Origin of the sequence: Streptomyces sp. NPDC050263 (assembly GCF_040655955.1) — a bacterium.
Taxonomy (GTDB): Bacteria; Actinomycetota; Actinomycetes; order Streptomycetales; family Streptomycetaceae; genus Streptomyces.
In genome coordinates, this window is record NZ_JBFAKW010000190.1 from 1 (window position 1) to 13,402 (window position 13,402).

The 13,402-nt window shown below is 70.8% G+C and carries 12 protein-coding genes and 1 riboswitch; of the genes, 11 read left to right on the forward strand and 1 reads right to left on the reverse strand.

The genetic code is table 11. From position 1 onward, the window contains the following. Positions 1 to 90 precede the first annotated feature (90 nt). Positions 91 to 513, reverse strand: coding sequence for a hypothetical protein (locus AB0J04_RS43140; RefSeq protein WP_363174182.1), 423 nt, complete (start codon positions 511 to 513; stop codon positions 91 to 93). Positions 514 to 762: 249 nt separating this feature from the next. Here AB0J04_RS43140 and AB0J04_RS43145 point away from each other — a divergent pair, with 249 nt between their 5' ends. The 11 genes from AB0J04_RS43145 (at position 763) to AB0J04_RS43195 (ending at position 13,313) form a co-directional block, all read left to right on the forward strand. Then, on the forward strand, positions 763 to 1,593 hold the full coding sequence (locus AB0J04_RS43145; protein ID WP_363174183.1) for a glycoside hydrolase domain-containing protein: 831 nt from the start codon (positions 763 to 765) through the stop codon (positions 1,591 to 1,593). A gap of 142 nt (positions 1,594 to 1,735) precedes the next feature. Next, positions 1,736 to 2,383: a SurA N-terminal domain-containing protein gene (locus tag AB0J04_RS43150; RefSeq protein WP_363174184.1), complete on the forward strand. Its 648-nt coding sequence runs from the start codon at positions 1,736 to 1,738 to the stop codon at positions 2,381 to 2,383. Positions 2,384 to 2,473: 90 nt separating this feature from the next. Then, the gene (locus AB0J04_RS43155; RefSeq protein ID WP_363174185.1) at positions 2,474 to 3,457 is read left to right on the forward strand and encodes a nucleoside triphosphate pyrophosphohydrolase; all 984 of its coding nucleotides are present in this window, start codon (positions 2,474 to 2,476) and stop codon (positions 3,455 to 3,457) included. A gap of 43 nt (positions 3,458 to 3,500) precedes the next feature. After that, entirely contained in the window at positions 3,501 to 5,747 is a 2,247-nt protein-coding gene (locus AB0J04_RS43160; protein ID WP_363174186.1) for a hypothetical protein, read from the forward strand. Beyond that, positions 5,744 to 7,099, forward strand: coding sequence for a cytochrome P450 (locus AB0J04_RS43165; protein WP_363174187.1), 1,356 nt, complete (start codon positions 5,744 to 5,746; stop codon positions 7,097 to 7,099). The genes AB0J04_RS43160 and AB0J04_RS43165 overlap by 4 nt, the downstream gene beginning before the upstream one ends. A gap of 189 nt (positions 7,100 to 7,288) precedes the next feature. Beyond that, entirely contained in the window at positions 7,289 to 8,380 is a 1,092-nt protein-coding gene (locus AB0J04_RS43170) for a transglycosylase family protein (protein ID WP_363174188.1), read from the forward strand. A 206-nt stretch (positions 8,381 to 8,586) separates the two neighbouring features. Next, a riboswitch (cyclic di-AMP (ydaO/yuaA leader) is annotated at positions 8,587 to 8,755 on the forward strand. A 3-nt stretch (positions 8,756 to 8,758) separates the two neighbouring features. Then, positions 8,759 to 9,445: a transglycosylase family protein gene (locus AB0J04_RS43175; RefSeq protein ID WP_363174190.1), complete on the forward strand. Its 687-nt coding sequence runs from the start codon at positions 8,759 to 8,761 to the stop codon at positions 9,443 to 9,445. A gap of 337 nt (positions 9,446 to 9,782) precedes the next feature. Continuing rightward, entirely contained in the window at positions 9,783 to 11,069 is a 1,287-nt protein-coding gene (eno, locus tag AB0J04_RS43180; RefSeq protein ID WP_363174191.1) for a phosphopyruvate hydratase, read from the forward strand. A 100-nt stretch (positions 11,070 to 11,169) separates the two neighbouring features. After that, positions 11,170 to 11,646, forward strand: coding sequence for a septum formation initiator family protein (locus AB0J04_RS43185; RefSeq protein ID WP_363174192.1), 477 nt, complete (start codon positions 11,170 to 11,172; stop codon positions 11,644 to 11,646). Positions 11,647 to 11,698: 52 nt separating this feature from the next. Further along, positions 11,699 to 12,223, forward strand: a complete 525-nt coding sequence (locus AB0J04_RS43190; protein ID WP_363174193.1) for a DUF501 domain-containing protein — start codon at positions 11,699 to 11,701, stop codon at positions 12,221 to 12,223. 130 nt (positions 12,224 to 12,353) lie between these two features. Next, a complete protein-coding gene (locus AB0J04_RS43195; protein WP_363174194.1) occupies positions 12,354 to 13,313 on the forward strand; it encodes a Ppx/GppA phosphatase family protein in 960 nt (319 codons plus the stop codon). Positions 13,314 to 13,402 lie beyond the last annotated feature (89 nt).

The window sequence follows — 13,402 nt, forward strand, 5'->3', positions numbered from 1 at the left end:
CACGGATTCCCCATCGGAAACTGTGCCGCGTAGCGGCACAGCAACCGGTAGAGAAGGCCAGAATCCTCGTCCTTCAGGACGAGGAGCATGTCAATGCCCGTACGGGTACCCCTGCTGGTACGGGTTCGGCTGGCCCGTCCCGTACGCGGGGCCGCTCGCCAGGCCGGTCGACGGACCGGTCGCCCAGGCCCGCTTGTCGAACATCGCGAACAGCAGCAGCACCGTCGCGGTCAGCAGGGTCACCATGACGGTGATGCCCAGGACGAGGTCCCCGTCGTCGTTGTCCGAGACCGTCGCCCAGACCAGCACCACGCACTCGTACAGCGTGAACGAGGCGAAGGCGGCCCAGTCGGAGGCGAGCCTGCGGCGGATCGCCACGTACAGGAAGGGCACCCAGACCAGGAAGCCCAGCGAGCCCCACACCAGGACCACCCAGGCGAGCCGCTGGAACCAGCCGGCCTCGAGCCGTCTCTCCGAACCCGTTGCCGTCGTCGCCGTCGTCGGCATCGTCATGTCGCCCCCCAAGTGACCAGGGGGCAAGAGTAGGACACGGGCGGGCCGTGCCAGGGCCTCGCTTCTTTACTGTGACATGAGTGAATCTTGTCGCTCCGCGGGACCCGTGTTTCCCGAGCGCAGGGGTGTCGCGGGTTACGGTGCGAGCCGTTTCCGGTGCAGTACGTCGAATCGAGACCGTATCGTCGCTCCGGAGCAGGGGACTTCCGTGCGACCCGCACGAAGACACACACGAACGATGGGGTGGGGATGGCCGAGCACCGGCAGTCCAGAAAGCGCAGATACATCACGTGGGGCGTGGCCGGCGCGGCCGTCCTCGCGGGGGCGGGGATAGCGGCGCAGACGTCGATGGCAGCCACCGCCTGGCCCGCGCAGAAGACGTACACCGGCACCGCCTTCGACACCTGCACCGCGCCCTCGCTGGCCGCGATGAAGGCCTGGAAGAGCAACGGTTTCTACGGCGCCGCGGCGGTCTACGTCGGCGGCAAGAACCGGGGCTGCGCGCAGCCCAACCTGACCGCTTCCTGGGTGAAGTCGGTCAACGCGACCGGCATGAAGCTCATCCCGATCTACGTCGGCGCCCAGCCGTCCTGCCAGACCGGCTCCAGCCCCGAGAAGCTCACCGCCGCCACGGCCGCCTCCCTCGGCGCGACCGACGGCGCGGACGCGGTCGCCAAGTCCGCCGCGCTCGGCATGAAGGCCGGCAGCCCGATCTACCTCGACATGGAGCCCTACGACATCACCAACAAGGCGTGCAACGACGCCGTGTTGACGTATGTCCGCTCCTTCACCAAGACGCTGCGCGCCAAGACGTACCGCGCCGGCTACTACGGCTTCAGCAGCTCCAGCGCCAAGGCGATCGCCACCGCCACCGACAAGACGGACCTGCCGGGCAACCTGTGGTACGCGCTGTGGGACGGCAAGAACACCACGACCACCGACTGGCCGTGGGGCGCCACCCAGTACACGAACCACAGCCGCGGCCACCAGTACACGGTCAACAGCAAGGAGACCCGCGGCGGCTACACGATCACCGTGGACCGCGACGCGTGGGACGCCCCGGTCGCCATCATCGGCTGAACCACACGACCCGCGGGGCGCGGCGGTGCGGGAAGTCCTGGTGAATCGTTGGTCGAATGGGTTGGCCCCGGCCGCCCCACTGCCTACCATCGATCACCGCAAGACTTTGTGCACCGTCGCACAATCTCCTCGGGAGGCTTCCTTGCACCGCCGCCGTCGTCGCACCGCGCTCCTGCTGTCCGCCGCGATCGCGGCAGCACCCCTCCTCACCGCCTGCGGGACCGACGCGCATCCCGGCGCGGCGGCCGTCGTGGGCGGCCAGCGGATCACCGTCGCCCAGCTGGAGAACCGGGTGAACGAGGTGCGCACGGCCCAGCGCGCCGCCGTCGCCGACGACGCGCAGTACGCGCAGGCCATCGCCCAGACCGGCACCCTCACCCGGGACACCCTGCACGGCATGGTCCTGGACCGGGTGCTGCACCGCGCGGCCGAGGACGAGGGCGTCACCGTCACCCCCCGCGAGGTCCAGGCGCTGCGGGCCGGCCTGGAACAGCAGGCGGGCGGCGCACAGGGCCTGGAGACGGCGTGGCTCCAGCAGTACGGCATCCCGCCGCAGCGTCTCGACGAGAACCTGCGTCTCCAGCTGGAGGCGCAGAAACTCGCCACCGCGCTCGGCACGGACACCAGCCGGCCGGCCTTCTGGAACGCCCTGTCCAAGGCCTCCAAGGCACTCGGCGTCGACCTCAACCCGCGCTACGGCGACTGGGACGCGCAGAAAGTGGCCCGCGTCGACGCGAAGACGCCGTGGGTACGGGAGATCACGGCGCCGGGGACGCAGACGACGACGTGACGGCACGCGCCTCGCGAACGCCCGTACGAATGATCCACGGGGCCTGTGGATAACTCAGGGGCTGTCGGTGGCGTGGGTTACGTTCGAGGTGTGAACGCAACCAGCCCCGCCGCCGTCGACCACCCCGGCCGCGTCGTCCTGCTCACCACCAGCCACCGGGTCGCCCCCGGCCTGCTGTCCTGGCCCGCCTGGCAGACCCTGCGCGCGGCGGACCGGGTGCTGTGCGCGGACGGCGCGCATCCGCAGCTGCCCTATCTGCGGGAAGCGGGGCTTGCGGTCGAGGAGACCTCCCCGACCGCCGAGGAGCTGGTCGCCGCCTGCGCCGGCGGCGGCACGGTCGTGGTCGTGGCGACCAGCGAGGGAGAACCGGCCCTCACCGACGGCCTGGCCCGGCTGGCCGGCTCCGGCCGCGTGGCGATGCCCGAGCTGGAGCTGCTCCCCGCCTCCTACGACCTCCCCGGCGCCCGGCTCCTCGACCTCGTCCAGGTCATGGACCGCATCCGCGCCGAGTGCCCGTGGTCCTCGCAGCAGACCCACAAGGGCCTCGCCAAATACGGCATCGAGGAGTCCTACGAACTCGTCGAGGCGATCGAGGCCGGCGACCGTGACGAACTCCGCGAGGAACTGGGCGACGTCCTGCTCCAGGTCGTCTTCCACGCCCGGATAGCGGAGGAGGACCCGGACTCCCCGTTCTCCGTCGACGACGTCGCGGGCACGATCGTCGCCAAGCTCATCCACCGTCATCCGCATGTCTTCGGCGACGAGACGGCCACGACCCCGGAGGAGGTCAAAGCGCACTGGCTGCGCACGAAGGCGATAGAGAAGCAGCGCGAGTCGGTGACGGACGGCGTCCCGCTCGGTCAGCCGGGCCTCGCACTGGCGGCGAAGCTGTCGTCGCGCGTGCGGACGGCGGGACTGGAGGTGCCGCTGCCGGCGGGCGAGGGCATCGGCTACGAACTGCTGGCCCTCGCCGCCCGGGCCGAAGCGGAGGGCGTGGACCCGGAGGCGACCCTACGAGCGGCGGCCCGCGCGTACCGGGACGCGATCCGGGCGACCGAAGGGGTGGCGGGTTAGTACGGTTGCCCTCTGAGCCGGCTGCGGGGCGCGGGGGACTTGCATGGGCGGGAAAGACGAGTTCGAAGAGTTGGACAAGCTGGCCAACAGAGGCGCGGAGGTACTGGAGGCGGGGCTGCGGTCGGAGGAGCCGCAGCGGGTCTGGTCCCGGTTCCAGCAATGGTTCCAGGTGCACGGCAGGATCTCGCTGGACGAGTTGATCGCATCCGTCCCGCCGGGGAAGTCCAGCACCTACAGGATCGGCTACCTCGGCGCCTACTTCCGTGAAGGGCTCGGCGGTGACGACGCTCGGGCGGCGGCCGATCTGCGGAGCGTGATCTCCTCTTTCCCGCCGGCGGCCGAGCAGCCCGCCGAGCCCCCTCCCCCCGCCCACGAGCCTTCCCCCGCCGCCGAGCCCCGTCCCGCGCCCCGGGCCGGTGACAACGTCGGCTTCCACGGTGGGACCTACCACGGCCCCGTCGTGGGCGTCCTGAACCAGCACACCTATGTTCCGGCGCCGGGCGCCTTCGTCGTGCCCGACCCCGACAGCTGGCCCACCCTCGGCGAGGCCGACCCGGTCGCGCTCGGTGTGCGCCCCACGCGGCGGCTGCGCGGCCTGCCCCGCCTGGCGGCCCATGTGCCCAGGGACGTCGACCCGGCGCTGGACGGATGGAACGACGACGACGGCCTGCTGGTGATCACCGGCGGGCCGATGTGCGGCAGGTCGCGGACGGCCTGGGAGACCGTGCGCCGCCAGACGCCGCCCGACGCCCGGGTGTACGCGCCCGCCCCCGGCGCGGACCTGCGCGCCCTGCCCGGGCTGCTGCGCGGCCGGACCGGCACGTATGTGCTGTGGCTGGACGACCTGAACGCCCACCTCGGGGAACACGGCCTGGAACCGGGCCTGTTGGCCCAGCTGACCGCGCTGGGCGTGCCGGTCGTCGGCACGATGCGCGACGACGTGTACGACGGGCATCTGTCCGCCGACGGCCCGGCGCACCGGCTGCTCGTCTCGGCCAGGACGGAGCGGCTGGCCACCGGGTGGAGCGCCCCCGAAGTCCGGCGGCTGGCCGGGAACAAGGACGATCCGTCACTCGCCGACGCTTTCCGGTGGCACGGCGACACCGGCATCACCCAGTATCTGGCCATCGCCTCCCTGCTCTCGACGATGTGGCGGCGGGCGGGCACCTCTCTGGCCCCGAATCACGGCGGGCATCTCCTCGTCCGGGCGGCGGTCGACCTCGCACGGTGCGGTGTCGGCGGTGACATTCCGCAGGAACTGCTCATCCAGGCCTGCCGGGCCCACGGCGGGACGTTCCTGCGCGGCGAGGAGTTCACCGAGGCGCTGGCCTGGGCGACCAAGCCGCTGCACGGGGTGACCGGGATGCTGGTGCGCGGCGCGGACCGGCAGGTGGGGGAGAGCGTGCAGACCTGGCGGCCGTACGGCTCCCTCGTCGCGGACGTGCTGCGCGACCCGTACGCCCCGCCGGTGCCGTTCGCCCTCTGGCAGTGCGCGCTGGAAGGGACCCACTACGACACCGAGGTACAGGACGCGGTGTGGTCGGCCGCACAGGAACTGTTCGTCCCGAAGACGGAGGAGGGCGACACCGAGGCCATGCTCGTGCTCGGCCTGCTGGCCGAGGGCCTGGCGGCCGAGGGCACGGCGCTGGAGTGGTTCCGCAAGGCTGTGGACGCGGGCAAGGAGGAGCTGTCCGGCCGGGTCGGCGAGCTGTTGTTGGTCATGGGCGAGGCGGAGCAGGCGCTGCCGTACCTGCGGAGGGCGGCGCAACGGAAGCCGGACGGTCACGAGGCACGACTGGTCGGCGAGGCCCACCAGGCACTGGCGGCGCAGTGGTTCCAGAAGGCCGCGGACCAGGACGACATGCGGGCCGCGATGCGGCTCGGCGATCTCGCGCTCGGGCGTGGTGCGGTCGGCGAGGCGTTGACCTGCTACACCCGGGTTCTGGAACACGGCGACATTCCTGTCGGCAAGGGCCTGGAGATGTGTTTCCGGTTGCTGAGCCCCATGGAACCGCCCATGACGCTTCCCTCGAACTGGACGGCGTATGCCGGCCAAGGCATGGCGCTCATGACGGGCAGGGCGGCCGCCGAGCTGCAGGAGCGCGCACGCAAGCGGTACGAGGACGGCATCACCCGCGCCGACGCCGACGCCGCTCATCGCCTCGCCGTTCTCCTGGAGAAGCAGAGCAAGCCCGCCGAAGCCGAGCTCTGGTATCGCAAGGCCGCGGCCATGGGGCACCCGGGTGCGCGCAAGGCACTCGGCGCGAACCCCGCTACCGTCGACGAGTGACCGACCACCCCGCCCCCGACCACCCCGCCCCCGACCGCCCCGCCCCCGACCACCCCGCCCCCGACCACCTCGCCCCCGACCACCCCGCCCCCGACCGCCCCGCCCCCGAACTCTTCACCTGGGAGTTCGCCACCGATCCCTACCCCGCCTACGCCTGGCTCCGTGAGCACGCGCCCGTGCATCGGACCGAACTGCCCAGCGGGGTCGAGGCCTGGTTGGTCACGCGGTACGGGGACGCGAAGCAGGCGCTCGCCGACCCGCGGCTCTCCAAGAACCCCGCGCATCACGACGAACCCGCCCACGCCAAGGGCAAGACCGGCATCCCCGGTGAGCGCAAGGCCGAGCTGATGACGCATCTGCTGAACATCGACCCGCCGGACCACACCCGCCTGCGACGGCTCGTCAGCAAGGCGTTCACGCCCCGCCGTGTCGCCGAGTTCGCGCCCCGCGTCCAGGAGCTGACGGATCAGCTCATCGACCGGTTCGCGGCGAAGGGCGAGGCCGACCTCATCCACGACTTCGCCTTCCCTCTCCCCATCTACGCCATCTGCGACCTCCTGGGCGTCCCCCGCGAGGACCAGGACGACTTCCGGGACTGGGCGGGCATGATGATCCGGCACGGGGGAGGGCCCCGGGGCGGGGTCGCGCGGTCGGTGAAGAAGATGCGGGGCTATCTGCTGGAGCTGATCCACCGCAAGCGGGCGGAGCTGCCGACCGAACCCGCGCCCGGCGAGGACCTCATCTCCGGCCTCATCCGCGCCTCCGACCACGGCGAGCACCTCACCGAGAACGAGGCCGCGGCCATGGCCTTCATCCTTCTGTTCGCCGGCTTCGAGACGACCGTCAACCTCATCGGAAACGGCACCTACGCCCTCCTCACCCACCCCGAGCAGCGCGAACGCCTCCAACGGTCCCTCACCGAGGCCGACGGCGACCGCACCCTCCTGGAGACCGGCGTCGAGGAACTGCTGCGCTACGACGGCCCCGTGGAGCTCGCCACCTGGCGGTTCGCGACCGAGCCGCTCAGCATCGGCGGGCAGGACATCGCGCAGGGCGACCCCGTCCTCGTCGTTCTGGCGGCCGCCGACCGCGATCCGGCCCGCTTCGCCGACCCCGACAGCCTCGATCTGTCCCGCCGTGACAATCAACACCTCGGCTACGGCCACGGCATCCACTACTGCCTGGGCGCGCCGCTGGCCCGCCTGGAGGGCCAGACCGCGCTGGCCGCCCTCCTCACCCGGCTGCCCGACCTCCGACTGGCCGAGGACCCGGCCCAGTTGAGGTGGCGTGGCGGGCTCATCATGCGCGGACTGCGGACCCTGCCGGTCGAGTTCACTCCGGTACATGCCTGACCGGTTGTCAGCCGGAGTGTGACCATTCGGCGAGGCGAAGGTGACCGACCCTCAACTCTGTGATCTTCACGTGATCTGCGCGGCATTAACTTGTGACAAGTGATCGTGTGCCGATACGTTCGCTCGTCAGCGCGACGCGTCAGTCGCACCCGTCGCGCCGGTCACCGCTGTCCAGAGAAAGGCCCTCGCATGCTCTCCGGGAACGGTCGTCACCGTCGCCCCCGTCAGGCTCCGGCCCTCCTGGTCGCCGCCGGAGTGACCGGCTCCGCCATCGCCATCCCGCTGCTGGCCGCCTCCGGCGCGAGCGCCGCCGACGGCACGGTGTGGGACAAGGTCGCGCAGTGCGAGACCGGCGGCTCGTGGAGCGCCGTCGGCAAGGCCGACGGCGAGCGCGGCGGACTGGGCCTCACCCAGAAGCAGTGGGAGACGTACGGCGGACTCGACTACGCGACGAGCCCTGACCTGGCCAGCCGCAACCAGCAGATAGCCGTGGCGCAGAAGCTGCTCGCCGCCGAGGACGTCGGCGCGTGGGGCACCTGCGGGCTGACCTCCGGGCTCACCCAGGCGAACGGCGCGCTGGACGTGGACACCGGCGTGGCGGACGACTCGTCCGACTCGTCTTCCTCGTCCGGATTGTCCGACCTGTCCAAGGGGTTGGACGGAGACTCCTCGGACTCTTCGGGTTCCTCGGACTCTTCGGACTCTTCGGGCTCGTCGAGTGCCGACGGCAGCTCGACGGGATCGTCCGAGACATCCGACTCGTCCGCAGATTCTTCCAGTTCACCTCCCTCGTCCCCTTCGTCGCCTTCCTCCCCCTCGTCCTCCGCCGCCGCGGACGACTCCGCCGAGGTCGACGGCTCCCCCTCGGCGACGTCGGAAGCGGACGACTCGGGCAACTCGGACAAGTCGTTCCAGGATGCGGGCTCTTGGAGCCTCGTCGACACCGGCTCCCTCGGCTCCGGCAAACACCGCGGCGCGACCGCCGACGAGAGCGCGGCCCCGACCGCGGCCCCGGCCGCGGCCCCGACGACGAAGAGCGCCACCGGCCCGGCCGCCACCGCTGTGGACGGCGCCGCCGTGGACGGCACTGCCCCCGCCTCCACCGGCCGGCATGCCGCGGTCGCCTACGTGGTCCAGGGAGGTGACTCGCTCGTCTCCATCGCCGACTCCCTTGGCATCGACGGCGGATGGCAGGCCCTCTATGCCGAGAACAAGGACGTCATCGGCGCCGACCCGAGCGACATCGCCCCCGGTCAGACCCTCGACACAGCGGTTCAATAGGGCAGGAACGCACAGAAAAACGCCGGGAGTTCACGTCACACTTCGCTCCAGAATGTCCGGTTTGGTGAAAGTGTGGGATGAGTCTCAGAAGCCCTGATCGTCTTTGAATTTCCGCGGATCACGTGGCTACGGTCAAGGCCGCTCGGCAATCCGAGCCCCGGTCGTCGCAACGCCGAGTCCTGCCAGCGGCTGCCCGGGAACAGTCGTCGCGTCAAGCGCCGTAGGCAGGAGCGGGGGACCCAAGGTAAGTGCCGGGGACAGCGGTTGACGCTGGAACCGGCTCGGGGTGAAGCCGCGCACCGCGAGGTGCGCGGCCGGGCAACTCAACCGGCCCGAACCCGACAGCTCACCTCGCAGGCGTCGGTGAGGGGATCCACCATGCTGTTTTCCGGTAAGGGCAAGCACCGCCGTCCGTCCAAGGCCACCCGCGTCGCCGCGCTGGCCGGCGTCACCGGTGTCGCCATCGCCGCCCCGCTCATGGCGGCGGGCAACGCCTCCGCCGCCACCGCCGCCGAGTGGGACAAGGTCGCCCAGTGCGAGTCCGGCGGCAACTGGTCCATCAACACCGGCAACGGCTACTACGGCGGCCTGCAGTTCTCCGCCTCCACCTGGGCCGCGTACGGCGGCACGCAGTACGCGGCGCAGGCCAACCAGGCCTCCAAGGCCCAGCAGATAGCCGTCGCCGAGAAGGTCCTCGCGGGCCAGGGCAAGGGCGCCTGGCCGGTCTGCGGCACGGGCCTGTCCGGCGCCGCCTACGACGGCGGCAGCGCCGAGTCCTCCGGCTCCTCCGGCAGCGACACGAGCACCAGCACCCGCTCGACCGAGGAGCAGAGCGCCTCCCGCTCGACCGACCGCCCGGCCGCCTCCAAGACGGTCACCACCCCGACCGGCAAGAAGGTCGAGAAGGGCGACGGCGAGTACAAGGTCGTCAAGGGCGACACCCTCAGCTCCATCGCCGAGAAGCACAAGGTCGCCGGCGGCTGGCAGAAGCTGTTCGAGCTGAACAAGGACATCGTCGACGACGCCGACCTCATCTACCCGGGCCAGCAGCTGCACCTGAAGTGAGCCCCGGCTCCCGTAGCGGGCCCCCGCTCCCGAAGTGACATCCGGCTCCCAGGGAGGTCACAGCGCCCTCATGGGCGGGGTCCGCACACTGAAGACCTCGTGAGGGTCACCCCCCGTCCCCACGGGCCCCCCGCTCCGGTGCGTGTTCCCCCGTACGCGCCGGAGCGGGGTTTCTCTTTGGCTGTTTGTCACTTCCCCTTTGTTCCGGGCGGGAACAATGTGTACGGTCAGTTCGTCCACAGGGCGGTCGGTCGGCTGCCGACGCCCCTCGGGCGGTTAGGCTCTAGTCGCAAGGCCCACGGGCCCCGCACTCTCAGCGTCACATCCCAAGAAGGAGATGCTCGTGCCGTCCATCGACGTCGTCGTAGCCCGGGAAATCCTGGACTCCCGAGGCAACCCCACGGTCGAGGTCGAGGTCGGCCTCGACGACGGCAGCACGGGTCGTGCCGCCGTTCCGTCCGGCGCCTCCACCGGTGCCTTCGAGGCCGTCGAGCTCCGCGACGGTGACCCGAACCGCTACCACGGCAAGGGTGTCGAGAAGGCCGTCCTCGCCGTCATCGAGCAGATCGGCCCGGAGCTCGTCGGCTACGACGCCACCGAGCAGCGCCTGATCGACCAGGCCATGTTCGACCTGGACGCCACCGACAACAAGGGCTCCCTCGGCGCCAACGCCATCCTCGGCGTCTCGCTCGCCGTCGCCCACGCCGCCTCCGAGGCCAGCGATCTGCCGCTGTTCCGCTACCTGGGCGGCCCCAACGCGCACCTGCTGCCGGTGCCGATGATGAACATCCTGAACGGCGGCTCGCACGCCGACTCCAACGTGGACATCCAGGAGTTCATGATCGCCCCGATCGGCGCGGAGTCCTTCTCCGAGGCCCTGCGCTGGGGCGCCGAGGTCTACCACACCCTCAAGAAGGTGCTGAAGACCAAGGGCCTGTCCACCGGCCTCGGCGACGAGGGCGGCTTCGCCCCGAACCTGGAGTCCAACCGCGCCGCCCTCGACCTCATCGTCGAGGCCATCAAGCAGGCCGGTTACGTCCCCGGCGAGCAGATCGCGCTCGCGCTCGACGTCGCCGCGTCCGAGTTCTACAAGGACGGCAAGTACGAGTTCGAGGGCAAGTCCCGCTCGGCCGCCGAGATGACCGAGTACTACGAGGAGCTCGTCTCCGCGTACCCGCTCGTCTCCATCGAGGACCCGCTGTACGAGGACGACTGGGCCGGCTGGAACGTCATCACCGAGAAGCTGGGCGACAAGGTCCAGATCGTCGGCGACGACCTCTTCGTCACCAACCCGGAGCGTCTGGCCCGCGGCATCGAGGAGGGCTCCGCCAACGCCCTGCTCGTCAAGGTGAACCAGATCGGCTCGCTGACCGAGACCCTGGACGCCGTCGAGCTCGCCCAGCGCAACGGCTTCAAGTGCATGATGTCCCACCGCTCCGGCGAGACCGAGGACGTCACCATCGCCGACCTCGCCGTCGCCGTGAACTGCGGCCAGATCAAGACCGGCGCCCCGGCCCGCTCGGACCGCGTCGCCAAGTACAACCAGCTGCTGCGCATCGAGGAGATCCTCGACGACGCGGCGGTGTACGCCGGTCGCTCGGCCTTCCCCCGCTTCAAGGGCTGACAGGCAACAGTAGGAAGCGTCGTACGTACGTCCCCGTACCCGGTCCCGTACCGTGTGCGGGGACGTACGCACGTGTGAGAGCGGGAGGCGGGGAAGACCCATGGCCGTGAAGGACCGGGACCGTTTCTCCACCGCGACCAGGATCAAGCTGCTCGGCGAGCAGACCGCGGCCCGGGTCTACCGCTCCCAGACCAAGCGTCAGGCCCGCCGCTCCCGCCTCACCGGCCGGGCGGCCCTGCTGGCGCTCGTCCTGTGCACGCTGATCGTGGCCCTGGCCTACCCGATGCGCCAGTACGTCTCCCAGCGCGCCGACATCGCCGACCTGGAACGCGAGAAGCAGCAGGCCAGCGAGCGCGTCGAGCAGCTGCGCGACCTCAAGGCCCGCTGGCAGGACGACGCGTACGCCGAGCAGCAGATCCGGCTGCGGCTGCACTACGTACTGCCCGGGGAGACCGGCTACGTCGTGATCGACCCGGACGTGGTCAGGCAGTCGCGCGCCGACCTCGGGGCGGCCGACCGCCCCTGGTACTCGAACGTCTGGGACGGCGTCGACAAGTCGGACGCCGCCTCCCAGTGACACCAGTGACACCAGTGACAGCATTGAACCGACAGAGAGATTTTCGTACGGCATGGAAACTGCCCCGCCGACCACCCCGCGCACCGAGCCCACCGACGCGGACGTCGAGGCCTTCAAGCAGCAGCTCGGGCGCCCGCCGCGCGGCCTGCGCGCGATCGCGCACCGCTGCCCGTGCGGACAGCCGGACGTCGTCGAGACCGCGCCGCGCCTGCCCGACGGCACGCCCTTCCCGACGCTGTACTACCTGACGTGCCCGAAGGCCAACTCGGCGATCGGCACGTTGGAGGCCAACGGCGTGATGAAGGAGATGACGGACCGGCTGACGACCGACCCGGAGCTCGCCGCCTCCTACCGTGCCGCGCACGAGGACTACATCCGGCGCCGGGACGAGATCGAGGAGCTGAAGAACTTTCCCAGCGCGGGGGGCATGCCGGACCGGGTGAAGTGCCTGCACGTGCTCGTGGCGCACTCGCTGGCCGCCGGGCCGGGCGTGAACCCGCTCGGCGACGAGGCGTTGGCGATGCTGCCGCAGTGGTGGCGCAAGGGCGCCTGCGTGACGCTCGCCGCTGAGCAGTGACCGCCTCTCACCGTCCCGTCTCTGGGGGCTGCCGTCCCCAGGCCCCCGCTTCGGCCTGAACGGCCTCGTCCTCGAACTCCCCCGGAGGGGGTACCCCGGGACAGGCCGAGATACAGAAGGGCGTTCCACCATGACCCGTGTCGCTGCCGTCGACTGCGGCACCAACTCCATCCGCCTCCTCGTCGCCGACTGCGACCCGGAGACCGGTGAGCTCGTCGAGCTGGACCGGCGGATGACGATCGTCCGCCTCGGCCAGGGGGTGGACCGCACCGGCCGGCTCGCGCCCGAGGCGCTGGAGCGGACCTTCGCGGCCTGCCGGGAGTACGCGGCCGTCATCAAGGAGCACGGTGCGGAGCGGCTGCGCTTCGTCGCCACCTCCGCCTCCCGGGACGCGGAGAACCGGGACGACTTCGTGCGCGGGGTGCTCGACATCCTGGGCGTCGAACCCGAGGTCGTCACCGGCGACCAGGAGGCCGAGTTCTCCTTCACCGGGGCGACGAGGGAGCTGACGGGCCGCGAGGACCTCGGGAAGCCCTACCTGGTGGTGGACATCGGCGGCGGCTCGACGGAGTTCGTCGTGGGCGAGGAGCAGGTACGGGCCGCCCGCTCGGTCGACGTCGGCTGTGTGCGGATGACCGAACGGCACCTGGTCGTGGACGGGGAGATCACCGACCCGCCCACCGCAGAGCAGATCGCGGCGATGCGCGCCGACATCGAGGCGGCTCTCGACCTCGCCGAGAAGACGGTCCCGCTGCACGAGGCGCGCACGCTGGTCGGTCTGGCCGGTTCGGTCACGACGGTCTCGGCGATCGCTCAGAACCTCCCCGCGTACGACTCGGCGGCCATCCACCACTCCCGGGTCTCCCACGACCGGGTCCGCGAGATCACCGAGTGGCTGCTGCACTCCACCCACGCCGAGCGCGCGGCGGTCCCGTCGATGCACCCGGGCCGGGTGGACGTGATCGCGGCGGGTGCGCTGGTCCTCCTGTCGATCATGGAGCGGATCGGCGCGGAGGAGGTCGTGGTGAGCGAGCACGACATCCTCGACGGCATCGCGTTCAAGGTGGCGGAGGACGTCGAGCAGGCCTAGGGGGCTTCTGATGGATCTCCGCGGCGTCGCGACGCCCGGCACGCACTCTCGCCGCACCGGGCGAAAGCCCTAGTACTACAGGGCTAGAT